We start from the raw sequence: 23,125 nt of genomic DNA, 5'->3' as shown, positions 1-23,125 counted from the left end.
TCCATGTCGGTGGGTGTGCGGCAACTGTATTGACCCTCCGACTGGCACCGCATCCGTCGACCGACTGGCGCTCAATCCCGCCGGTGGCGGCCCTTCGGGTCGGACTCCTCGGTCAGGAGCAGCGGGTTGATGCCGCACGCGCGCAGCACGCCGCCGATGTCCCCGGGCAGGTCGACGCCGGTCCAGTGCTCCTGGAGCAGCGCCTTCTCCTCGGGCGTGAGAATGCGCTGCGTGATCCGGTTGGCGTGCTTGACGATGAGGATCGAGTCGACCTGGATCACGGCCTCCTGCTCGTACCGCAGCGACTCGATGAGCCGCGACACCGCCTCGATCAGGTTCCGGTCGACCTGCCCGCTCTGCGGCCCGGCGCCCACGGACGCGTCGACGGCCGCGGCCAGCTCCACGGCGTGCGACTGGCGGTGGTTCGCCCACGCCACCAGGCGGAACCGCTGGAAGAACGAGCCGAACCGCGGCGGGTCGATCTCGGTGATCTCCATCCCGAGCGCTTCGAGGACCCGCCGGTACGCGGCGAGCGCCTCTTCGCGGCGGCCGCCGTCGCCGAGGAAGACCACGCCGTCGGCGTGCCCGTCGCCTCGGGGTGCCGGGCCCCGGTACTCCGCGGCCGGCCCGTGCTCGCGCGGCGCCTCGCGCTGGAACGCTCGGGTCCCGATCGGCCGCGGGTCCAGGTTCAGCGCGCTGTACAGCGCCCCCGCCTGGGCCCGGTGCGCCTCGGCCTCCTCGGCGTCGCCGGCCGCGGCGTAGGCGTCGGCGAGCGCGTTCAGGCTGCGGGCCTGGCGGAGCGGGTCGGGCATGGCCGCGAACACGTCGACCGCCTGGCGCCCGTACTTGACGGCGGCGCGCATCCGCCCGTCGGCGGCGAACAGCCGGCACAGCACGCGGGCCTTGACCGCGAGGGTCTCGGAGGTCTCGTACCGGCCCAGCCCTTCCACTTTCACGAGGGCGTCGCGGGCGGCGTCGAACTGGCCGGTCTCCAGGTACAGCTCGGCGAGCGCGTACGTGTACAGCAGCTGGTGGCGCCAGCTTGAGACCTGCTCGACGAGTTCGAGCCCGCGCAGCAGCGCGGCCTCGGCGCGCGGCAGGTCGCCGTCGGCGCTGTGGACGGCGGACTGGCGGAAGTACAGGCGCGCCCGGTAGTACTTCGACGGGTGGCCGCGGAGCATCTCGCCGATCTCGCGGCACAGCTCGTCGGCGGCGGAGATGCGCCCGAGGTCGACGTACAGGCCGGTGAGGGTCAGCAGCGGGTAGACGGTGGTCGGGCCTTCGGGCGAGGTCGCGTCGAGTTCGCGGGCCTTGAGCAGCAGGGCCTCGGCTTCGGCGAAGATCCCCATGTGCCGCAGAACCGTGCCGAGCGAGGTGAGGACCTCGACCTGGACGTAGCGCTTGCCGGACTGCTCGGCGGCGACGACGGCTTCGCGCAGGATCGAGACGGCCTCGCGGTACCGGCCGAGCTGGATCAGTGTGGTCGCGAGGTCGTTGCGGGCCTTGCCCGTGGCGTCGCCGTGCGGGGTGCGGCGCAGGTTCTCCAGGGTCTTCTCGGCGAAGGTCTTCGACTGGTGCATCTCGCCGGAGGCGAACGCGACGGCGTCGGCGAGCGCATACGCGCGCACCGCGTCCATCGGCTCGGCCGACCCGGTCCCGGACTCGATGGCGACCTGGGCGACCTTCGCGAGTTCGGGCAGCTCGTAGAGGGTGTCGGTGCTCTCCTCGCGGTATCCGGCGTCGGCGAAGGCGACGAGGCGGGTGAGCAGGCGCGAGACCGTGGGGTGCCCGTTCCATTCGAGGAACGTCGCGATGATGTTGCGGTACTCGTCGACCGGGAGCCGCGAGGTGCCCTTGGCGTACCACTCGACGACCTGCTCGCGCAGGCTCTGGAGCACGGCCGGGTCGAACGCGGCTTCCGCTTTCTGGCGGGCGTATTCGCGGACAAGGTCGTGGAACCGGTACCGGCCCGGCCGGAACTCCTCGATCCGGTGGGCCGCAACGAGGTTCGCGAGGATGCGTTCGGCGGTGGCGGGCTCCCACGTGACGAGCGCGCAGGCGAGCCCCTTGGAGAAGTCGGTCCCCGGCAGGCACGCGAGGTTGAGGTACAGCAGCTCCTCCTCGGGTTCGAGGGCCTGGTAGGACAGGTCGAAGGCGGCGGCGACGGTCATCGTCGGGTCGCCTTCGACGGCGAGGTGCGCGAGCCGGTCGCGGCCTTCGAGGGCGGTGGCGGTCTCGGCGAGGGAGAGGTGCTGGCCGTCGAGGTTGGTGCCGACGATGCGCAGTGCCAGCGGCAGGCCCGCGCACAGCTGCGCGATCTTCTGCGCCGCTTGGGGTTCGCCCGCGACGCGTTCGGCGCCGATGAGGCTTTCGAGGAGCCGCACGGACTCGTCGCCGTCCAGGGTGCCAACGGTGACCTGCCGGACGTCCCGCAGCGCCGCGAGATCAGGCAGGCGCGAGCGACTCGTCACGACCGCGACGCACCCGGCGGTCGCGGGCAGGAGCGGGAGGACCTGCTGGGAGTTGCGGGCGTTGTCGAGGATGACGAGGGTCTGCGTGTCGGCCAGGCGCGAGCGCAGCAGCGCCGACGCCTCGTCCGCGTCGGAAGGAATCGCTTCGGTCGGCATCCCTAGGGCGCGAAGGAAACCGGCGAGCGCGTCGAGCGGCGTCAGGGGCGCGGCGCGGTCGAATCCGCGCAGGTTCACGTACAGCTGCCCGTCGGGGAACCGCTCCCGCACGCGGTGCGCCCAGTGCAGCGCGAGCGTCGTCTTCCCCGACCCGCCGATCCCCGAGAGCACCGCGACCTGAGGGCCCGGCCCCAGGAGCGCGTCGAGTGCCTTGAGCTGCCCTGACCGGCCGGTGAAGTGCACGCTGTCGGCCGGCAGCTGCGCCGGTGCGGGCAAGCGTCGGCGTCCCGCGGTCGGCACCGCCTTCGCCGGGGCCTGAAGCCCCGGATCGTCACGCAGGATCGCGGTGTGGAGTTCCTTGAGGCGCAGCCCGGGGTCGATGCCGAGCTCGTCTGCGAGCTGGCGGCGGATCGCCTCGTACGCGTCGAGCGCCTCGGCGGGCCGGTCCTCCTGGTACAGCGCGGTCATGAGCAGTTCGGCGGCGTGCTGGCGGTACGGGTGGCGCTCCAGGACCTGCCGCAGGTCCGCGACGACCGAGACGCCGGTCCCCAGTTCGAGTTCGAGCTCGGCCCGCGCCTCTTCGGCCGCCGCGCGCTCCTCGTCCCAGCGCAGCGCCCCGGCCTCGATGACACGCCCCGTCAGCCCAGCCAGCGCCGGGCCCCGCCACAGGTCGAGGGCCTCGCGCAGACTCGTCAGGGCCGCTTCGGGTTCGCGGGCCGCGACCTGCTCGCGGGCGATGCGGGCGGCCCGCTGGAACCGGAGCGCGTCGAGCTTCTCGGGCCGCACGCGCAGCCGGTAGCCGTCGCCGACGGTCTCCAGCTCGCTCGTCCCGGCCCGCAGCAGCAGGCCGCGCGCGGTGGCGACGGTGTTCTGGATCTGCCGCTTCGCGGTCGCGGGCGGGTCCTCGCCCCACACCGCGTCGACCAGGCGGTGCAGCGGGACCACGTTGCCGGGTTCCAGGAGCAGCACGGCGAAGAGCCTGGGCAGGGTCCGTCCGGGGAGCGGGACGGGAAGGCCGTCCCATGCCAGTTGCAGCGGGCCGAGGATGCCGAAGTCCAAGGGCGCCACCTCCCGGGGAGCCGAGGTGCGGCCGCTCGAAATTAGCGGTTCTCTCCAGTCTATGGGCATTTCTTGATCATTTGGGAACGCTCGCAAGGCGAATCGCTCAGTGAACAAGCGGTTGCGATCAGTTGCCGCTCCTGCGTCCGCATCCTGCTCGTGAAGGACTCGTGAACCCGTTGACACGCCTTTGTCGGAGTCTCGACACATCGAACTATTTCGAGGAGGAGCGATGTTCACGAGACAGCGTCCCGAGGCGCAGACGAGCCCACGCGAGGCCCGCGCCCGGTTCCGGGACGGACTGGTGGCCCACACCAGCGGCTGGTCGCACGGCTTCGTGCAGGCCAACCTGGTGAGCGTGCCGCGCCGAGACGCGATCAGTCTGCGCCGCTTCGCGGTGCGCAACCCCCGCGCCTGCCCCCTGCTGGACGTCGTCGCGGCGGGGGAGTACTGGACCGACCTGGCCGTCGGCGCCGACCTGCGCCGCGACCTCCCGGCCTACCAGGTGTGGAGCCGCGGCGAACTGGTCGCCCAGCCGAACCACGTCGTCGACTACTGGGGCCGCGACCTGGTGACCCTCCTGACGGGCTGCTCGTTCACGTTCGAGCCCTTCCTGGAGCGCGCCGGCATCCCCCTGCGCCACCTGGAGCAGGGCGTCAACGTCCCCATGTACCGCACCAACCGCAAAGCCCTGGGCGCCAGGCGCTTCCGCGGCCCCGTCGTGGTCTCCATGCGGCCGGTCCCCGCGGACCTGGTCGACCTCGCCGCCGGCGTCACCATGGACCTGCCGCACGCCCACGGCGCGCCCGTCCAGGTCGGCGACCCCGCGTCGATCGGCATCCGCGACCTCGCCCGCCCCGACTTCGGCGACCCCGTGCGCCTCCACGACGGCGACGTCCCCGTGTTCTGGGCCTGCGGCGTCACCCTCCAGGAGGCCGTCGTGAAAGCCAAGCTGCCCTTCGCGATCACGCACGCGCCCGGGCACATGCTCATCACCGACCGCCGCGCCAAACCGGGCGGCACCGGCGAGATCAGGATCCTCCGATGAGCGGCGGGACGGTCACACCGCGCCCGCCGAAGCCGAGGCCGCAGCCGGCTCCGGGAGGCGGAACATTCCCAAAAACCGTTCCGCCATCGCCTGATCGCCCTGGACAGTGACGCGCCCGGCGTGCATCGACACGTCGAGGCTGCGCCCGCCCAGGGTCAGGCGCTTCAGGGTCTCCGCATCGGTGCGGATGACCGCGTGCGGATGCTCGGGCCGGCCGGGCGCGAGGATCAGCTGCGCGTCGATGATCTCCGCGATGAACGGCCGGTCCCCGACCCACAGCTCGAACGCCGCGTCGAAGCCCTGCGCCGCCTGCGGCATGAACAGGCTCCGCATCGACAGGATCAAGGCGTCGGCCCCCATCGGCGCGTCGAGGGGGATCGCCGCCGACCTCGCGCCCCACCGCAGCAGCAGCACGATCGCCCCTTCGAGCTCCCGGCCCCACTCGGTCAGCTCGTACACCTTCGACGCGGCCGGCGGCGGCAGCCGCCGCTTCCCGATCACCCCGGCCTGCTCCAGCTCCCGCAGCCGCTGCGACAGCACGTTCGCGCTCGCGCCGTGCAGGCCCGAGCGCAGATCGGTGAACCGCTTGGGCCCCAGCAGGAGCTCGCGGACGATGAGGAGCGACCAGCGCTCGCCGACGAGGTCGAGCGCGTGGGCCGCGGGGCAGCCTTCGCCATAGGTGCGCACCGGTGGCCTCCAGAATCCTGCGGGGGACGAACCCGCAGGTGAATCGCAATGCGGTAGTTCCCGTTCATCCTATGGTCCCGTTCCGCGAGCGACAAGTCCTGGTAAATGACCTGAAGATCTCGGAACGGTAACGTGAGGTCGGTAAAAGGTGCGTGACAGTCCGCCCGTCGCGCTTGCGGACCTGCGGATCGTGCGGCACCATTCAGGGCGTGCCAGAACTGACCGCCTCCTCGCTCATGGAGCACCACGAAGCCGCCAAGACGCTCGTCGCTCTCCTCGAAGGCAACGGCCGGTTCGTCGCCGGCGAGCCCCGCTACAAGCGCGACGTCGTCGCCGCGCGCCAGCACGCCCTCGGCCAGAAGCCGACCGCCGCCGTCTTCACCTGCATCGACTCCCGCGTCACCGCCGAGTCCGTGTTCGACTGCGACTTCGGCCAGCTCCTGGTCGTGCGCACCGCCGGGCACGTGCCCGACCGCGCCGCCGTCGGCTCCCTCGAATTCGCGGCCGCCGAACTCGGCGTCTCCCTCGTCGTCGTCCTCGGCCACGAGCGCTGCGGCGCCATCAACGCCGCCCTCCACGCCGTCGAGGACGACACCCACGACCCGCGCACCGACTACCTCGTCGAGCAGCTCTGGCAGCCCGCCTCCCAGGCCCTCGCCGAGACCCCCGAAGGCGAGGACGCCGCCCCCAAGGCCCTGCGCCTCCAGGTCCGCCGCACCGTCGCCGACCTCGGCCGCCGCGAGAACCTCGACGGCGTCCTCGTCGTCGGCGCCGTCTACGACCTCGACACCGGCGAAGTGAAGCTCATCGAGGAGAACTGACCGCCTCCGGCTGTCACAATCGAATCATGAGCGACCAACCCTTGACCGGGGCCGAGATCGAACTCGCCCTCTCCGACCTGCCCGGCTGGACCCACGAGCGCGACCACCTGGTCGGCACCTGGACCTTCGACGGCCACCTCCAGGCCCTCGCCGCCGCCACCGGCGTCGGCCTGCTCTCCGAGCGCCGCAACCACCACGCCGACCTGACGATCAACTACGACAAGCTCACCGTCTCGGTCACCACGCACTCCGCCGGCAGCAAGGTCTCCGCCAAGGACACCGACCTCGCCGCCGCCGTCAGCGCACTCCTCGACTGACCTGGAGTACGGTCCCTCCCGCACTGGACGCCAATGTGTACGAACGGTGCGGGCGGGGAACCCTCCCGGGGCACACGACCCCGGGAGCACGCCATGGACGCGTTCACCATCCGCCCCACCAGGGCCCACCGCCGCATGGCCCTCTACCGGCTCGGCCGCGCCCGCAAACGCGGCGCCATCGACGACGACGAGTACCGCCTCCGCCGCCAGCTCGCCAAGCGCGCCGAGACCCTCGCCGACCTGCAAGCGCTGCTCGATGACGAGGCCGCCGACTACGAGCAGGGCCACGACCACTGGCGCTACGGGCGCTGGCGCGGACCCGTGCGCGAGGGACACGAACTGGAGATCCAGCGCTTCGTGGGCTTCGCGATCGTCGGCCTCGTCATCGTCGCGGTCGCCGCCGTCGCGTACGGCGTGATCGCGGTCTGGACCTCGTGAATCGACACGGGTGAATCGAACCGGGCAGCGCTGCCGCATCGGCCTCGGCAGCGCCGCCCGGCGTCCTACTCAGGCGCGGTGAGCGCCTGAAGCTTCTCCTTGAGGCCGTCGAGGGCCTCGCTGATCCACGGCATCTCCACCGGCTGGCGCGACACGAGGGCCGCGAGGCGCTCGGAGTCGTTCTCGCCGTAGATCCCGGTGACCGCGACGCGGACCGTCAATCGCTCGGGGTCGTCGCCGAACGCGCTGCCGGGCAGGACCACGACCCCGAAGCGCTCCAAGAGGACCCGAGCCAGGTCCGCACTCGTGGCGATGCCCCAGTGCGCCGCGAGCGAATCGCGCAGCGGCTCGAAGTCCGGCCACACGTAGAACCCGCCCTGCGGCGGCAGCACCTCGCACCCGGCCTCGGAGAACGCCTCGGCGACGGCGTTCGCGACCGACCCGTGCAGGCGCCGCGCCAGCGCCACCCGCTCGACCAGCTCCTGCGGGTCCGACCACGCGTACGCGGCGGCGTGCTGCATCGGCATCGGCGTGGAGGACCACAGCTCGGACGCGGTGCCGCGCACCGATTCGCGCAGCCGCTCGCCCAGCGGGGAGTCGGGGAAGCGCGCCGCGCCGACCCGCCAGCCGCCGAGCGCGTAGTTCTTCGACAGGGACGTGGTCGTCACGGTCCGCTCCGGCGCCCACGCGGCGGGGGAGGGGAACGTGCCGGGCTCGAACACGAGGTCGCGGTAGATCTCGTCGGCGGCGATGATGAGGTCGAGCTCGCGCGCGGCCTCGCACAGGGCCTTGACCGACTGCTCGGAGGCGAGCCGCCCGGTCGGGTTGTCGGGGAGGGTCACGATCACGATCCGCGGGTCGCGCCCGGCTCGGCGGGCCTCGCGCACGGCCGCGTCCATGGCGTCGGCGTCCGGAACGCCCCCTTCGCCTTCGGGGACCGGGACGCGGATCGGGTCGCGGCCGAGGAGCTGCGACTGGGCCGCGTACGACACCCACGCGGGCTTGGGGAGGACCACGTCGCCCCCGGCGGCGTGGAGGAGCGCGAACAGCAGCGGCTTGGAGCCGGGCCCGAGGAGGACCTGCTCGGCGCCGGTGGGGATCGCGCGCCGCGTCCAGTACCCCGCGGCGGCCTCGCGGGCCGCGTCGATCCCGGCCACGGGCCCGTACGAGATCTGCCCGGCGGCCTGCGTCAGGCGCTGCCTCAGCAAGGGGTGCACGGGGATTCCGGCCTCGCCGAACCCGAGTGCGAGCACCTCCTCGCCGGCGGCGCGCCGCTCGGCGATGGCTTCGTTGGCGGCGAGGGTGGCGGAGACGGTCACAGAGGACTCCTCGGTGGAATGTCGTATGGACGGTCCCCACCCTCCTCTGCGCAAAGCATCATCGCAAGTATTTCTACCTGTTGCCGAGGATAAGATTTCCTTATGCTCGATGTTCGCCGCCTGCGGCTCCTCTACGAGTTCGCCGCCCAGGGATCGATATCCGCCACTGCCGTGGCCACCGGCCAGACCGCCTCCGCGGTCTCACAGCAGTTGGCCGCCTTGGAGAAGGACACCGGCGTCGCCCTCCTCGAACGCACCGCCCGCTCGGCTCAGCTGACCGACGCCGGCCGCCGCCTAGTGGAGCACACGGCGCTGATCTTGGAGGCGATCGACGCCGCCGAGACCGACCTCGCCGCCGAGTCCGCCGAACCGAGGGGGCGGGTCACGCTCACCGCGTTCCCCACGGTCGCCGTGGCCCTCGCGGGCCCGATCGTGCGCCGCCTGCGCCGCCACCCGGAGCTCCAGATGGTCCTGCGCCAGCAGCACACGGTCTCGGAGTCGCTCGCGCGCGTGCGCTCGGGCGAGATCGACCTGGCGCTCATCGACGACTGGTCGGGCCAGCGCCGCCCGGCCATGGTGGGGCCCTTGACGTTCCATCATCTGGTGAAGGACCCGCTCGTCGCGGTCCTGCCCGCGAAGCACCCCCTGGCCGCCAAGGAGGTCGTGTCCGCGCACGAACTCGCGGGGGAGTCCTGGATCGCCTCACCCGGCGGCGAGCCCTCCCGCACCGCGCTCGACCGCCTGTGGCGCGCCGAGGGCATCTCCGCCCCGGTCTCGGAGTTCGAGGGACTCGACACGATCCTCACCCTGGTCGCCAAGGGCCTTGGTGTGACGGTCGCCCCGTGGATGGCGGCGGCCGAACGCCGTGACGTCGCCGTCCGCGCCATCAGCGAGGAGCTGCCCGGCCGCGACGTCTACGTAGTCCACCGCACGGCCTCAACCGGCCGCCCCGCGGTGATGACGGTTCTTCAAGCACTCCACCAGGCCGCACGAAAACTCATGACCGCCGCCGAGCGGTTCTGACGAATGTCGTACCCCCGCGTCACCCTCGTACCGGGGGCCCGGCGATCGACACCCCCGACCTCGTGACCCGGTTGCCGCGACCGCGACCGCAATGTCGGACCCCCGAGGCACCGTTGAAGCCGGGGGCGGCCGAGTCGCGACACACCCGGCCGCGGGGCGCGGCTACAGGTGCGAAGGCGGATACGGCGACTCCTCCGAGTCCCACCCACCTTCCCCGGCCTTCGGCCGGGGCCGCTTCGGCTCCTTCTCCTTCGGTTCCTTGGGGCCCTTCGGCTTCGGCTGCCAGCGCACCAGGTACGCCGCCAGCCACGTCGTGATCGGCACCGCCGCTATCAACCCGAGCGTGCCCGCCACCGACCGCACGATCTCCGTCGCGATCGTCTGGCTCGTGAGCACCTGCTCCAGCGGCCGGTTCGCCGCCGCGATGAGCACCAGCAGCGGCAAAGAAGCACCCGCATACGCGAGCACCAGCGTGTTCACCACCGACGTCAGGTGGTCGCGCCCGACCCGCATCCCCGACTTGTACAGCCGCGCGTGCCCCCACTTCGGGTTCGCCTTCGCGACCTCGTCCACCGTCGCGGCCTGCGAGACCGTCACGTCGTCGATCACGCCGAGCGAACCGATCAGGATGCCCGCCAGCAGCAGCCCGGACATGTCGATCGGGTACTGGAGCGCCAGGTTCGTCGTGTTCTCGTCGAGCACCCCGTTCAGCTCCGCGACCTGCACCGCCGCCTCCGCGAGCAGCACCGTCAGCACCAGCGACGCGAGCGTCCCGAGCACCGCCACCGTCGTCGTCCGGTTCCACCCGTGCGACAGGTACAGCGACAGGAGCATGATCGCGGCCGCGCCCACGATCGCGACCATCACCGGCGACGACCCGTCCAGGACCGCCGGCACCATGAACAGCAGCACGACCGCGAACGTCAGCCCCAGGCTCACCAGCGACCGCAGGCCCTTCCACCGCCCGAACGCCACCACCGCCAGCGCGAACGCGATCACCAGCGCCCACAGCGCGCCCGCCCGGTCGTGGTCGATGATGTGGAACTGCTGGCCCGACACCGCGTCGGGCGTGTAGATGAGGATGACGTCGTCCCCGGCCGCGACTTCGGGCGCGCCCGGCCCGCTCGGGATGTCGACGACGACCTCCTCCCCGGTCTGGTCGCCGCTCGTCAGCCGCACGACCACGTCGCCGCACACCGTGAGGACCTCGGCCTCGTCCGCGGTGCACTCGGTCTCGGCCACGGCGATGACCCGGCCGTCGACCTCGGTCCCGTACTCGTCGGTCTGCGCGTCCTCGACCCCCTGCGGCCACAGCAGGACCAGCCCCAGGATCGTGGCGACCGCGGCCGGGACCAGGATCCACAGCGCGGCGCGGGGGACGGCGTCGTTCGGGGCGGAGTGACTGTGCTTCGGATGGACCTCGTTCACGTCCGAGAGCTTACGGTCCCGGCACCGCCCGGACGCGCAGCAGCGCGCCCGGAACGGCCACAGCGGACAATCGCCGCGAATCCGTCCCGGTCACCTGCGTGATCGCTCTGTAGCGCTCCAGTCGCTATGCGTCAGTGTTTCAAACGTCTACGGGATCGACCCACCGGACAGCGGAGTAATTGCGCCACAAGTGGAGCAGTGCCGGGTCTCCGTGAACGGCGAGGTCGTCGAACGGCAGCCGGTTCCACAGCGCCAGGTACAGCAGCTCCACCGGGCCCTCGATGACGCAGTGCGGGGATTCGACCTCGCTGAACGTCACGAGCGGGCCCGTGTCGGTGGGGTGCACGTACCAGTCGCCGCGCCCCGGCGGCAGATCGGTGGCGTGGATGTGGAGCACTGACGGCCGCAGCGCCCGCACCCTGCTCGACGGGCGGCCGTGGAACCCCAGCAGCAGCTCGTCGATGCCGTCGGCCGCGAAGTCGCGGCCGACCGGTGATATCTCGTCGCCTCGCGCCTGTTCGGCGTCGACGCGGTGAATGGTCGTCTCGTGGGCCTGTCTGCGGACCCAGAAGCGGCGTGAGGACTGGGCAGGGAACACCTGCCAGCACTGGAGGTCGTCGGGGGCGGACTCCAGCACGGCGGCGAGCCGCAGGAGCCCCTCCCTGACCCAGTCGACCAGCAGGTCGTCATGGGGCGTGGGCCCCACGATCCGCTGGAAGTCCTGTTTGCGGGGATCGTAGGGCAGGGCTCCGCCCACGATCGCCGCCGCCCAGCGATGGACGGTCCCGATATGGGTCAAGAGATCCTTGACGATCCACCCCGGGCAGGTGGGCACGAGCGCGTTCAGTGCGAGTTCCCCACCAGCGACAGCGATCCGCTCCCCTTCGGTCCGCAGCACGTTGATTTGATCGCCGATGTTCATCCCCTGAAGTTTCGCACCTGTGTCGTGAATTACGCAAGTTCAAGCCGTTGACCGATACAGAAGCGTTAAACCGGTCGAGCAGCGGCGAGTCGGACGCAAGTCGACTCCCTGAACACGGGGAACACACGTTCGACCCCTGACGGGGCGTAGGTTCGGGGGATGCAGCACCGGCTCATCGTCGTCACCGACCGGCACGGGTGCCCGCGCCCGCTGGTCGACCAGGTCGCGCTCGCGCTGCGCGGCGGACCGTTCGCACTCGTCCTGCGCGACAAGGACCTTCCGTGGGAGGAGCGGCACCGGCTCGCCGCCGAGATCGGGATGGTCGTGGCTGAATACGGGGGCGTCCTCATCGTGGCCGACCCCGAAGGCCCGGTCACGGCGGCGCACCTGTCGTCCAAATACGCCGTGCCCGATCCGCGGCCCGTGCTCGTCGGCCGCTCCGTCCACGCGGGCGAGCTGATCGATCCCGGCCTGGACTACTGCACGTATTCACCCGTGTGGGCCACCGACTCGAAGCCGGGCTACGGCCCGGCGATCGGGCCCGCCGCACTGGCTGACGTGTGCGCGGCGAGCCCGGTCCCGGTGTACGCGCTCGGCGGCGTGAACGGGCCCGACCGGGCCCTCGCCGCGCGGGAGGCGGGCGCGGCGGGGGTCGCGGTCATGGGCATGGTCATGCGGGCCGAGGACCCGGAGCACGAGATCCGCGCGCTCCGGGGCGCACTCGTCTAGCGGTCGAGGCCGTTCGCGGCGATGACCTTGGAGTAGAACTTCGCGCTCGCCTTGGGCGTGCGCTTCTGGGTCGCGTAGTCGACGTGGACGATGCCGAACCGCTTGTCGTAGCCGAAGGCCCACTCGAAGTTGTCCATGAGCGACCAGGCGGTGTAGCCGCGGACGTCGGCGCCGGCCTCGATCGCGTCGTGGACGGCGGCGATGTGCGAGCGCAGGTAGGCGACGCGCTCGACGTCGTCCACCTCGCCGTCCTCGCCCGGCCCGGTCGGGTAGGCCGCGCCGTTCTCGGTGACCATGGTGGCCACGCCGTAGTCCTTGTGGATCCGCAGCAGCAGGTCGGTCAGGCCGGTCGCGTCGATCGCCCAGCCCATGTCGGTGAACTCCAGGCCCTCGGGCGTGTAGGTCTCGACGCCGACCGTGCCGGGGCCGACCGGGCTCTCGGGCTCGCCGGCCTTGGCGCGCACCCAGGTCGGGCTGTAGTAGTTGACGCCGAGCAGGTCGATCGGCTGGTTGATCTGCGCGAGGTCGCCCTCCTGCACGAAGGACCAGTCGGTGTGGTGCGCGGTCCGCTCGATGACGTCGGCGGGGTACTCGCCGCGCAGGATCGGGTCGAAGAAGACGCGGTTGGCGATGCCGTCGACGGTGCGCACGGCCTCCTCCTCGCCGCGGACCTGGGTCGGGTTGAGCACGATCGACACCTGGTCGGCGCCGGCCGCGCGCAGCGCCTGCACGGCGAGGCCGTGGCCGAGGTTGAGGTGGTGGACGGCCGCGAGCGCCGCCGCAGGCTCGGTGCGCCCGGGCGCGTGGTGGCCGTTGCCGTAGCCGAGGTACGCCGCGCACCACGGCTCGTTCAGGGTCCACCAGGTGTGGACGCGGTCGGCCAGGCGGGCGCCGATGATCGCGGCGTACTCGCCGAACCGCTCGGCGGTCTCGCGCTCGGGCCAGCCGCCGCGGTCTTCGAGCGACTGCGGCAGGTCCCAGTGGTACAGCGTCGGCATCGGCTTGATCCCGGCCGCGACCAGCGTGTCCACCAGGCGGTCGTAGAAGTCGAGGCCGGCGGGGTTGGCCGGGCCCGAGCCGTCGGGCTGGATGCGGGGCCACGCGATCGAGAACCGGTAGGTGTCGACGCCGAGCGAGGCCATGAGCGCCACGTCGTCCTCGACCCGGTGGTAGTGGTCGCACGCCACGGCGCCGGACTGGCCGCGCCAGGTCTTGCCCGGCGTCGCCGAGAACACGTCCCAGATGGACGGGCCCCGGCCGCCCTCGTTCGCCGCCCCCTCGATCTGGTAGGAAGCCGTCGCGGTCCCCCACAGGAATCCCCCGGGGAAGGTCAGCTGCGTCATCGGATGGCACCTTTCTCCGCCGCGCGCCGGGGTGTCGGCACTGTGCGGCGTGGCTGGAAACGAGTTGCCGGGCGCTGGAATGATACGTCATTGGTATCGCTCCCATCGACCGGGTAGGGACAGATATCGATCCAATCGCACCCGGTAACGATTCGGCAATGCACACTTGACAATCAGTGTTACCCAGAGCACCATTGCCAGCGTCGCCCCAACGGCGGGTGAGGCAGTCCCTACCTGGGGTGGAAGTAGTGAGAGCGCTTCCCAGAAAGGTCGGGACAGGGAGGCAGTCGGACTCGCCGGGCGCACGAGAATCTGCGAAGAGAGGGAAACCCCGATGAGCAAGACCCGACGAATCTCCTGCCTAGCGGCTGCCGCCAGTGCCATCGCGCTCGCCGCGGCGGCGTGCGGAGCACCTGAGGAAGAAGAGAACGACCGCGGCGCCGTGCCCGACGACGCCACCGACTGCGCCAACTACGAGCAGTACGGCGACCTGGAGGGCGAGACCGTCACCGTGCTCGGCTCCATCCGCGACGCCGAGGCCGACGAGATGACCGAGGCCTGGGAGTACTTCCAGTCCTGCACCGGCGCCACCGTCGAGTACGAGGGCACCGGCGAGTTCGAGTCCGACATGGCCGTCCGCGTCGACGGCGGCAACGCTCCCGACATCGCGCTGTTCCCGCAGCCCGGCCTCATGTCCAACTTCACGGACACGCTGGTCCCCGCCTCGGAGGAGCTCACCGCGCTCACCACCGAGGGCTGGACCGAGGACTGGGTCAACTACGGCACCATCGACGGCACGCTGTACGCCGCGCCGCACTCCTCGAACGCCAAGTCCTTCATCTGGTACTCGCCGACCTTCTTCGCCGAGAACGGCTACGAGGTCCCGGCGACCTGGGACGAGCTCATCGCCCTGTCCGACCAGATCGCCGCCGACGGCGTGACCCCGTGGTGCGCCGGCTTCGAGTCCGGCGGCGCCACCGGCTGGCCGGGCACCGACTGGATCGAGGACATCGTCCTGCGCGAGAGCACCGACGTGTACGACCAGTGGGTCAGCCACGAGATCCCGTTCAACGACCCGCAGATCGTCGCGGCGATCGACAAGGCCGGCACGGTGCTCCAGAACGAGGAGTACATCTACGGCGGCACCGACACGATCAGCGCCACCGCCTTCCAGGAGGCCGGCTTCCCGATCACCGAAGGCGGGTGCGCGTTCATGCGCCAGGCGTCCTTCTACGGCGCCATGTGGCCGGCGGGCACCAACGTCGCCGAGGACGGCGACGTGTTCGCGTTCCGCTTCCCGGAGACCAACGCGGGCGACAACACCATGCTCGTCGGCGGCGAGTTCGTGGCCGCGTTCTCCGACTCCGAGGCCACCGACGCGTTCCGCCAGTTCCTGGCCTCCGAGCTCTACCACAACGCCCGTCTCCAGACCGGCCCGTGGAGCACCGCCCGCCTGGGCGTGGACCCGGCGAACGCCACCACGCCGATCAACGTGTTCGCGACCGAGATCCTGACCGACCCGGCCGTCACCGTCCGCTTCGACGGCTCGGACCTCATGCCCGGCGCGGTCGGCGCGTCCTCCTTCTGGACCGGCATCATCCAGTGGGTCGACGGCGACAAGACCTCGCAGCAGATGGCCGACGACATCGAGGCGTCCTGGCCGTAGACGGCCCGTGCGACTGAACGAGAAGCCGAGCGGGGTCCACCGGCCCCGCTCGGCCCATTGCCCGGACACAACTGGAGCCGCTCGACGTGAACATCTCCGCTTACCTCGACCGATTCGGCCTGCTCGCCGTCGGCCTGGTCGCCTTCGCGGCGGTCCTCCTGGCCCTCTACGGCCTCGCCGAACTCGCCTCGCGACGCGACCGCAACCGAGCGGTCGCCTTCGTCTTCCTCGCCCCGGCCGTGCTCTTCCTGGTCGTCGGCCTGGTCTACCCGGCCGTCCGCACGGTCGTCATGTCGTTCTACGACGCGAAGTCCGAGAACTTCGTCGGATTCGACAACTACGTCTGGGCCGTCTCCGATCCCGACGCCCTCCAGATCCTCGTCAACACCGCGCTGTGGATCGTCATCGTCCCGCTGGTGTCGACCGCCCTCGGCCTGCTCTACGCCGTCCTCATCGACGGCCGCGCCGGCGAGAGGGTCTACAAGGCGCTGGTCTTCCTCCCGATGGGCATCTCCTTCGTGGGCGCCTCGATCATCTGGAAGTTCGTCTACCAGTACAACGGCGCCGGCGGGGAGCAGATCGGCCTGCTCAACCAGGTCGTCGTCTGGCTCGGCGGCTCGCCGGTCAACTGGCTCAACGAGTCCCCGTGGAACAACCTCCTGCTCATGGTCGTCCTCGTGTGGATCGAGGTCGGCTTCGCGACCGTGGTCCTGTCGGCCTCGCTCAAGGGCGTTCCGACCGAGATCGTCGAGGCCGCCCGCATCGACGGCGCCAGCCCGGCGGAGATCTTCTGGAACGTGACGGTTCCGTCGATCCGCTCGGCGATCATCGTCGTGGCCGTGACCGTCTTCATCGCCACGCTGAAGCTGTTCGACATCGTGCGCGCCATGACCCAGGGCCACCACGGCACTGACGTGCTCGCCCACAACATGGTCGAGCAGGCGTTCCGCCTCTTCGAGCGCGGCCGCGGCGCCACCCTCGCCGTCCTGCTGTTCCTGCTCGTCGTCCCCGTCGTCATCTACCAGGTGCGGAACATGCGCCGCCAGGAACTGGAGACCCGATGAGCACCCGCACTGCCGACCAGGCCGCCCGCATCGGCGAGACCCGCGGCGAGCGGCTGCGGCGCGTGCTCTCCAGCCGCGCCGCCAGCGTCGTCGCGATCGTCATCGCGGCACTGTGGACGATCCCGACGCTGGGGCTCTTCGTCTCCTCGCTCCGGCCCGACGAGGACATCCGCACCACCGGCTGGTGGAACTTCTTCGCCGACCCGGGCTCGGTCTCGCTCTACAACTACAACTACGTCCTCTACTCGGACTCCCAGGGCGGCGGGCTGATCATCAACCTGATCAACACCGTCGTCATCACCATCCCGGGCGTGGTCGTCCCCGTCGCGTTCGCCGCGATGGCCGCCTACGCGCTGTCCTGGATCAAGTTCCGCGGCCGCAACCTCCTGTACGTGGGCATCTTCGCCCTCCAGGTGGTGCCGCTCCAGATGGCCCTGATCCCGCTGCTGTCGATCTTCAGCTCCGGCCTGCACATCGGCGGGGTGACGCTCATCCCGGCCTGGGACCTCGAAGGGGTGAACACGCTCATCCAGGTGTGGATCGCCCACTCGATCTTCGGCCTGCCGTTGGCGATCTTCCTGCTGCACAACTTCATGCGGGAGCTCCCCGGCGACGTCATGGAGGCCGCCCGCATCGACGGCGCCAGCCACTCGCAGATCTTCCGCAAGGTGGTCCTGCCGCTGGTGACGCCGGCGATCGCGTCGATCGCGATCTTCCAGTTCCTGTGGGTGTGGAACGACTTCCTGGTCGGCCGCACCTTCGCGCCCGGCGAGGCGACCCGGCCGCTCACGGCCGTCCTCGGCGACATGGCCGGCACGTGGGGCTTTGGCTGGACGCGGCTCCCGGCCGCGGCCTTCATCGCCATCATCGTGCCCCTCGTGGTGTTCCTGCTGCTCCAGCGCTACTTCGTGCGCGGGCTGCTCGCGGGCTCCGTCAAGGGCTGACGAACATGTAAATGCGGGGAGGGGCCTCGGCCCCTCCCCGCTTCGCTATCTGGCGCCCTGCCACAGCTGCTGGAAGAAGTCCGCGTACAGGTCCGCCACGGCCTGGTTCGACACCCGCAGCAGGTTGTCGTCGGCGTGCTTCATCGCGTTGCCCTGGAGGTTGTGCGTCCCCGTCCACACCACCGCGCGGTGCGTGCCGTTGAAGTACGCCTCCGCGACGATGAACTTGTTCCGGTGGTCGTCGTGGACGCGCACGTTCGATCCCCCGAGCCTGTCCTCCAGCCACCCCGGGTCGCTCGTGTCGGCGTCGAGGACCACGACCCGCACCTGGCAGCCGAGCCCCTGGATCCGGTCGAGCTCGGACCGCACCGCGGGCCGGTTCGACTGGAAGTTCGCGTGCCCCACCAGGACCCGGTCGCTGTCGCCGCACTTGGTGATCTCGGCGAGCTGCTCGGCCACCGGGTCGGGCCCGCGCGGGAACACCCACGCCCGCGCCAGGTCCGAGGTCGTCGACTTGTTCTTGTCGGTCCACCCGTCCCAGGTCTGGGCGTACAGCCGGTTCCAGTACGACGTGTAGAAGTCGAACAGGCCCTGGTCGCCGTGGACGCCGAGCAGGTTGTTCGCCTGCGTCGTGTGCGAGCGCACGAAGCTCAGGCTGGTGACGAACACCTTCGGCTCGCCGTCCTTCTCGATGAGGAAGAACCGGTTGTGGTCGGGGCCCTTGCGCGTCCCGTCCGCGTTCGGCAGGCAGCCGCCCTTGCACTGCTTCACCTTGATCCCGGCGGCCTTGAACTTGTTGATAACCGGGTTGTTCGCCGAGGGGTTGGAGCTGAGCTGCCCGAGGACGGCCCGCACGTCCGCGCCGCGCTTCTTGGCGTTCACCATCGCGTCGGCCAGCTGCCCCACCGGCTTGTCGAGCGACCACTGGTACACGGCCGCCCGCACCGTGTCGCCCTGCCCGGTCGCGTCGATCTGGCGCACCAGCTCGTTGATGATCGTCGTGTCCTTGACGGTGCCCCCCGGGTCGGCGAGGCACACGGTGTAGTCGCCCGTCCGGGTGCACCCGGACGCCGCCGCCGAGGCGGGCGAAGGGACGGCGGCGGCCATCAGCAAGGCGCCGGCAGCGGCCAGCGCGAGGAGTTTGCGGTTCATGCCAGGGCTCCCATCGATCGGACCTGGACATGAAGATGTCACGTCTTACGTGACGAGGGGAGACTTCTGTCGGCTATAGGACGTACGGCGAGGTAGGGCGGTCACGGCCGTGTAATTTCCACCAGGGCGAAATCGCGTTGTTGTCAGGCGGATTCCTGGAAACGTCGGTCGGATAGCCGACGATCTCTCGACAATTGAAGGAGCAACCCGGAACTCGTCGTCAGGAGAAAGCCATGAGCTCGTACGCGGCAAGTGAACTTCCAGAGGAGTTCCGCCACACGCTCACCGAGCAGGCGATCCAGGAGCCCGACCACGGTGAGCCCCAGGTCCTCGCGGAGGACCAGCCCCGCCAGCCCGAGCTCGCGGGCAACGCCTGGCTCCTGCTGGGCATCCTGCTGCTGGTCGCCGTCGGCGTCCTGATGCTGCTGATCTTCGCGTCGGGCGGCAACGCCGACTCGTCGATGATGCTCTAGGTGAACCGCTAGCGAGAGTGCTCACTGCGGTCGCGTCCGGATGGCCGTCGCCTTCCGGCAGTGAGAAGATCGTCCACGTGGAAACCTGGCGTGGAATAGACGCGACTCCCGAGGGCTGGCCCGCTTCCGTCGTGGCCATCGGCGTGTTCGACGGCGTGCACCGCGGCCACGCCGCGCTCGTCCGCACGGCCGCCAAGGCCGCCGCCGAGCGCGAGGCCCGCTGCGTCGTCGTCACCTTCGACCCGCACCCGACCGCCGTGGTCGCACCGCACGCGGTCCCGGCGCGGCTCGCCTCCGTCGAACGCCGCATCGAGCTGCTCAGCGCGCTCGGCGTCGACGCCGTGTGCGTGCTGCCGTTCACCAAGGAGCTCTCGAAGCTCAGCCCCGACTACTTCGTGCGCCACGTCCTCGTCGGCGCCCTGCACGCCAAGGCCGTGGTCGTGGGGGAGAACTTCCGCTTCGGCCACAAGGCCGCCGGCGACGTCGCGAAGCTGGCCGAGCTCGGCGCCGAGTTCGGCTTCGAGGTCCTCCCGCAGGCCCTCACCGCCGACGACGAGGCGTATTCGTCGACGCGCGTGCGCCGGCTCATCGCCGAGGGCGACGTGGCCGCCGCGGCCGAGGTCCTCGGCCGCGACTTCGGCGTCGAGGGCACCGTGGTCCACGGCGCCGGGCGCGGCGGGACGGCCCTGGGCTTCCCGACCGCGAATCTCGATGTCGCCGAGGGCACCGCGATCCCCGCCGACGGCGTCTACGCCGGCTGGTTCTACCGCGACTCCCTGCGCCACCCGGCCGCGATCAGCGTCGGGACCAACCCGACCTTCGAGGGCTCGGCGCGCACCGTCGAGGCGTACCTCCTCGACTTCGACGGCGACCTCTACGGCGAGCACGTGCGCCTCGACTTCACCGCCCGCCTGCGGGGCCAGGTCGCCTTCGACGGCCTGGAGCCGCTCATCAAGCAGATCGAGACGGACGTCGCAGACACCCGCCGGGCCTTGGAGCTGGACTAACGCTCCTGTACCCTGGTCGAGAATTCACAACTTGCGAATTCGCGAGTTGCAATTTCACTTTCTGACCAGCCTGCACGACACCGCGGACTGGCCGTACATCAAATGAAAGGGTGTTCGAACATGGCGCTCGACGCTGTTAAGAAGGCCGAGATCATCAAGGAGTTCGCGCTCACCGAAGGCGACTCCGGCTCGACCGACGTGCAGGTGGCGATCCTGACCCACCGCATCAAGGAGCTCACCGCCCACGCCCAGGAGCACAAGCACGACCACCACTCGACCCGTGGTCTGCTCCTCCTGGTCGGCAAGCGCAAGCGCCTCCTCAAGTACCTGAAGAAGGAAGACATCACGCGCTACCGCGCGCTCATCGAGCGTCTCGGCATCCGCGACAACGTCTGATCTCAGTGACTTCCGAAGGGAGCGTCCCGCACGGGGCGCTCCCTTCGTCGCGCCCGCCTTCCGCGCCCGCTCGGGACGCGTTAACCCGCCTCACTTTCGCTTCGCCGCTGCCGCCGCGTCGGCCGGGTAACGTAGGGTGGGCGTTGAGCATCAAAGCTCCACCGCAGCGCCTCGTGCGAGGCGCGGCGCGGCCCGCCTGAGACCGCACCGGTCCTCGGTAGTGGCATCCGGATCGCTCCTCTAGGCAGGGGCAGGACTCCGAGTGCTTCGATCGAAGACCGGAAAGCGTGGCGGGAGACGCGCTTCCGAACTACACAAGGAGATCGACACTCTATGTCCGATAACGACCGGACACCCGAGGCGTTCAACCTCGGGGATCACCACGCCACCGCCGTCATCGACAACGGCGAATTCGGCACCCGCAAGATCGTCTTCAGCACCGGCCGCCTGGCGAAGCTCGCCCAGGGCTCGGCGATCGTGCAGATGGACGACACCGTCGTCCTCTCGACCACCTCGGCCTCGAAGAACCCGAAGGACCACTTCGACTTCTTCCCGCTGACGGTCGACATCGAGGAGCGGATGTACGCCGCGGGCCGCATCCCCGGCTCGTTCTTCCGCCGCGAAGGCCGCCCCTCTGAGAACGCCATCCTCATCTGCCGCCTCATCGACCGCGGCCTGCGCCCGTCCTTCGTGTCGGGCCTGCGCAACGAGGTCCAGGTCATCGGCACGATCCTCTCGGTCGACGCCAAGGACGAGTACGACGTGGTCGCCATGAACGGCGCCTCCATGTCCACCCAGCTCGCCGGGCTGCCGTTCTCGGGCCCGCTGGGCTCGACCCGCGTCGTCCTCATCGACGGCACCTGGGTCGCGTTCCCGACCCTGGAGCAGATCGAGAAGGCCACGTTCGACATGGTCGTCACCGGCCGGGTCCTCGACTCGGGCGACGTCGCGATCATGATGGTCGAGGCCGAGGCCACCGACAACACCCTCAACCTCATCGCCTCGGGCGGCACCAAGCCGACCGAGGAGGTCGTGGCCGAGGGCCTGGAGGCCGTCAAGCCCGTCATCGCCGAGCTGGTGCGCGCCCAGGCCGAACTGGCCGCCGTCGCCGCCAAGCCCGTCGCGGACTACCCGCGCTTCCTCGACTACCAGGACGACGCGTACGCCGCCGTCGAGGCCGCGGTCTCCGCGGAGCTCGACCAGGCGCTCCAGATCGCCGACAAGACCGACCGCCAGGACGAGCTCGACCGCGTCAAGTCGGTCATGCTCGAAAAGCTCGGCGCCGACTTCGAGGGCCGCGAGGGCGAGCTGTCCGCTTCGCTGCGCTCCCTCACCAAGAAGCTGGTCCGCAAGCGGGTCATCAACGAGGGCGTCCGCATCGACGGCCGCCTGCCCGCGTACATCCGCCCGCTGGGCGCGGAGGCCGGCATCCTGCCGCGCGTCCACGGCTCGGCCCTGTTCGAGCGCGGCGAGACCCAGATCATGGGCGTCACCACGCTGAACATGCTGCGCATGGAACAGGCCATCGACACGCTGTCGCCGGTCAGCAAGAAGCGCTACATGCACAACTACAACTTCCCGCCGTACTCGACCGGTGAGACCGGCCGCGTGGGCTCGCCCAAGCGCCGCGAGATCGGCCACGGCGCGCTCGCCGAGCGGGCGCTCGTGCCGGTGCTGCCGAGCCGCGAGGAGTTCCCGTACGCGATCCGCCAGGTCTCCGAGGCGCTGGCGTCGAACGGCTCGACCTCGATGGGCTCGGTCTGCGCGTCCACGATGTCGCTCATGAACGCGGGCGTCCCGATCAAGGCGCCCGTCGCGGGCATCGCGATGGGCCTCATCTCCGAGGAGACCGAGGAGGGCACCAAGTACGTGACCCTCACCGACATCCTCGGCGCCGAGGACGCCTACGGCGACATGGACTTCAAGGTCGCCGGCACCGCCGAGTTCGTGACGGCCCTCCAGCTGGACACGAAGCTCGACGGCCTGCCGTCGGACGTGCTGGCGCAGGCGCTCCAGCAGGCGAACGACGCCCGCCACGCGATCCTCGACGTCATGCTCGACGCGATCTCCGAGCCGGGTGAGCTGGCGGCGACCGCGCCGCGGATCACCACGCTGAAGATCCCGGTCGACAAGATCGGCGCGATCATCGGCCCGAAGGGCCAGACGATCAACCAGATCCAGGACGACACGGGCGCGGACATCACGGTCGAGGACGACGGCACGATCTACGTGTCGGCGGAGAACGGTGAGGCCGCGCAGGCCGCCGTCGAGACCATCAACGCGATCGCGAACCCGACCCTCCCGAACGTGGGGGACCGGTTCCTGGGCACGGTCGTCAAGACCACCGACTTCGGCGCGTTCATCTCGCTGACGCCGGGCCGCGACGGCCTGCTGCACATCTCGAAGGTGGGCGACGGCAAGCGCGTCGAGCGCGTCGAGGACGTGCTCAACGTCGGCGACAAGATCGAGGTCGAGATCGGCGACATCGACAACCGCGGGAAGATCTACCTCGACAAGGTCTACCCGGAGGGCCAGGAGCCCGAGGGCTACAAGAAGGGCCGCCCGGCCGAGCGCAAGGAGTCCCGCGGCGAGCGGGGCGACCGCGGCGACCGCGGGCCCCGTCGCGACCGCGAGCGCTCCGGCGAGCGCGGTGGCGGCGAGC

At 70.5% G+C, this 23,125-nt stretch carries 20 protein-coding genes; 13 read left to right on the top strand and 7 right to left on the bottom strand.

Translation table 11 applies throughout. The annotated features are described in order from the left end of the window. Window positions 1-71 precede the first annotated feature (71 nt). Window positions 72-3,686, bottom strand: a complete 3,615-nt coding sequence (locus DI269_RS25420; protein ID WP_157975205.1) for an AfsR/SARP family transcriptional regulator — start codon at window positions 3,684-3,686, stop codon at window positions 72-74. Between the two features lie 232 nt (window positions 3,687-3,918). Here DI269_RS25420 and DI269_RS25415 point away from each other — a divergent pair, with 232 nt between their 5' ends. Beyond that, entirely contained in the window at window positions 3,919-4,734 is an 816-nt protein-coding gene (locus tag DI269_RS25415; RefSeq protein WP_112141239.1) for a putative hydro-lyase, read from the top strand. A gap of 12 nt (window positions 4,735-4,746) precedes the next feature. Here the strand turns inward: DI269_RS25415 and DI269_RS25410 are convergent, their stop codons facing one another. After that, complete coding sequence (locus tag DI269_RS25410; RefSeq protein WP_112141237.1) at window positions 4,747-5,421, bottom strand: winged helix-turn-helix transcriptional regulator; 675 nt, start codon at window positions 5,419-5,421, stop codon at window positions 4,747-4,749. A 209-nt stretch (window positions 5,422-5,630) separates the two neighbouring features. Here DI269_RS25410 and DI269_RS25405 point away from each other — a divergent pair, with 209 nt between their 5' ends. The 3 genes from DI269_RS25405 (at window position 5,631) to DI269_RS25395 (ending at window position 6,997) form a co-directional block, all read left to right on the top strand. Then, window positions 5,631-6,242 carry a carbonic anhydrase gene (locus DI269_RS25405; protein ID WP_157975204.1) on the top strand — a complete coding sequence of 204 codons (612 nt, stop codon included), beginning with the start codon at window positions 5,631-5,633 and terminating at the stop codon, window positions 6,240-6,242. 26 nt (window positions 6,243-6,268) lie between these two features. After that, window positions 6,269-6,559, top strand: a complete 291-nt coding sequence (locus DI269_RS25400) for a 4a-hydroxytetrahydrobiopterin dehydratase (protein ID WP_112141233.1) — start codon at window positions 6,269-6,271, stop codon at window positions 6,557-6,559. A 93-nt stretch (window positions 6,560-6,652) separates the two neighbouring features. Beyond that, on the top strand, window positions 6,653-6,997 hold the full coding sequence (locus DI269_RS25395; RefSeq protein WP_112141231.1) for a DUF1707 domain-containing protein: 345 nt from the start codon (window positions 6,653-6,655) through the stop codon (window positions 6,995-6,997). Between the two features lie 65 nt (window positions 6,998-7,062). On the opposite strand, the gene DI269_RS25390 is transcribed toward DI269_RS25395, so the two are convergent. Then, complete coding sequence (locus tag DI269_RS25390) at window positions 7,063-8,316, bottom strand: pyridoxal phosphate-dependent aminotransferase (protein WP_112141230.1); 1,254 nt, start codon at window positions 8,314-8,316, stop codon at window positions 7,063-7,065. Window positions 8,317-8,418: 102 nt separating this feature from the next. Between DI269_RS25390 and DI269_RS25385 the strand changes: the two genes are divergently transcribed. Beyond that, window positions 8,419-9,339 carry a LysR family transcriptional regulator gene (locus DI269_RS25385; protein ID WP_112141228.1) on the top strand — a complete coding sequence of 307 codons (921 nt, stop codon included), beginning with the start codon at window positions 8,419-8,421 and terminating at the stop codon, window positions 9,337-9,339. Between the two features lie 162 nt (window positions 9,340-9,501). Here the strand turns inward: DI269_RS25385 and DI269_RS25380 are convergent, their stop codons facing one another. Both DI269_RS25380 and DI269_RS25375 read right to left on the bottom strand, forming a co-directional pair. Then, window positions 9,502-10,767 (bottom strand): YibE/F family protein, encoded by a 1,266-nt coding sequence (locus DI269_RS25380; protein ID WP_112141226.1) that lies wholly within the window; start codon window positions 10,765-10,767, stop codon window positions 9,502-9,504. 139 nt (window positions 10,768-10,906) lie between these two features. After that, window positions 10,907-11,689, bottom strand: coding sequence for a maleylpyruvate isomerase family mycothiol-dependent enzyme (locus DI269_RS25375; protein ID WP_112141224.1), 783 nt, complete (start codon window positions 11,687-11,689; stop codon window positions 10,907-10,909). Between the two features lie 159 nt (window positions 11,690-11,848). On the opposite strand from DI269_RS25375, the gene DI269_RS25370 reads away from it, so the two are divergent. Then, window positions 11,849-12,418, top strand: a complete 570-nt coding sequence (locus DI269_RS25370) for a thiamine phosphate synthase (RefSeq protein WP_112141221.1) — start codon at window positions 11,849-11,851, stop codon at window positions 12,416-12,418. On the opposite strand, the gene DI269_RS25365 is transcribed toward DI269_RS25370, so the two are convergent. Beyond that, a complete protein-coding gene (locus DI269_RS25365) occupies window positions 12,415-13,761 on the bottom strand; it encodes a GH1 family beta-glucosidase (protein WP_112141219.1) in 1,347 nt (448 codons plus the stop codon). The genes DI269_RS25370 and DI269_RS25365 overlap by 4 nt on opposite strands. A 334-nt stretch (window positions 13,762-14,095) precedes the next feature. Here DI269_RS25365 and DI269_RS25360 point away from each other — a divergent pair, with 334 nt between their 5' ends. The 3 genes from DI269_RS25360 to DI269_RS25350 all read left to right on the top strand — a co-directional run bounded on the left by DI269_RS25360 (window position 14,096) and on the right by DI269_RS25350 (window position 17,435). Beyond that, complete coding sequence (locus DI269_RS25360) at window positions 14,096-15,427, top strand: ABC transporter substrate-binding protein (protein WP_112141217.1); 1,332 nt, start codon at window positions 14,096-14,098, stop codon at window positions 15,425-15,427. An 86-nt stretch (window positions 15,428-15,513) separates the two neighbouring features. After that, window positions 15,514-16,491, top strand: coding sequence for a carbohydrate ABC transporter permease (locus DI269_RS25355; protein WP_112141215.1), 978 nt, complete (start codon window positions 15,514-15,516; stop codon window positions 16,489-16,491). Further along, window positions 16,488-17,435 carry a carbohydrate ABC transporter permease gene (locus DI269_RS25350; RefSeq protein ID WP_112141213.1) on the top strand — a complete coding sequence of 316 codons (948 nt, stop codon included), beginning with the start codon at window positions 16,488-16,490 and terminating at the stop codon, window positions 17,433-17,435. Before DI269_RS25355 ends, DI269_RS25350 begins: the two co-directional genes overlap by 4 nt. Before the next feature lie 45 nt (window positions 17,436-17,480). Here the strand turns inward: DI269_RS25350 and DI269_RS25345 are convergent, their stop codons facing one another. Then, a complete protein-coding gene (locus DI269_RS25345) occupies window positions 17,481-18,587 on the bottom strand; it encodes a phospholipase D-like domain-containing protein (RefSeq protein ID WP_112141211.1) in 1,107 nt (368 codons plus the stop codon). Between the two features lie 233 nt (window positions 18,588-18,820). Here DI269_RS25345 and DI269_RS25340 point away from each other — a divergent pair, with 233 nt between their 5' ends. From DI269_RS25340 to DI269_RS25325, 4 genes are all read left to right on the top strand, one after another. Beyond that, on the top strand, window positions 18,821-19,060 hold the full coding sequence (locus tag DI269_RS25340; RefSeq protein WP_112141209.1) for a hypothetical protein: 240 nt from the start codon (window positions 18,821-18,823) through the stop codon (window positions 19,058-19,060). A 77-nt stretch (window positions 19,061-19,137) separates the two neighbouring features. Further along, complete coding sequence (locus DI269_RS25335) at window positions 19,138-20,067, top strand: bifunctional riboflavin kinase/FAD synthetase (protein WP_112141310.1); 930 nt, start codon at window positions 19,138-19,140, stop codon at window positions 20,065-20,067. 120 nt (window positions 20,068-20,187) lie between these two features. Further along, on the top strand, window positions 20,188-20,463 hold the full coding sequence (gene rpsO / locus DI269_RS25330; RefSeq protein ID WP_112141206.1) for a 30S ribosomal protein S15: 276 nt from the start codon (window positions 20,188-20,190) through the stop codon (window positions 20,461-20,463). A 333-nt stretch (window positions 20,464-20,796) separates the two neighbouring features. Beyond that, window positions 20,797-23,125: polyribonucleotide nucleotidyltransferase (locus DI269_RS25325; RefSeq protein ID WP_112141204.1), on the top strand; the 2,329-nt coding region annotated here is incomplete at its 3' end.

Origin of the sequence: Glycomyces dulcitolivorans (assembly GCF_003265355.1) — a bacterium.
GTDB lineage: Bacteria > Actinomycetota > Actinomycetes > Mycobacteriales > Micromonosporaceae > Glycomyces > Glycomyces dulcitolivorans.
The sequence above is the reverse complement of the archived record's forward strand: the minus strand, read 5'-3'. Positions and strand labels throughout refer to the sequence as shown.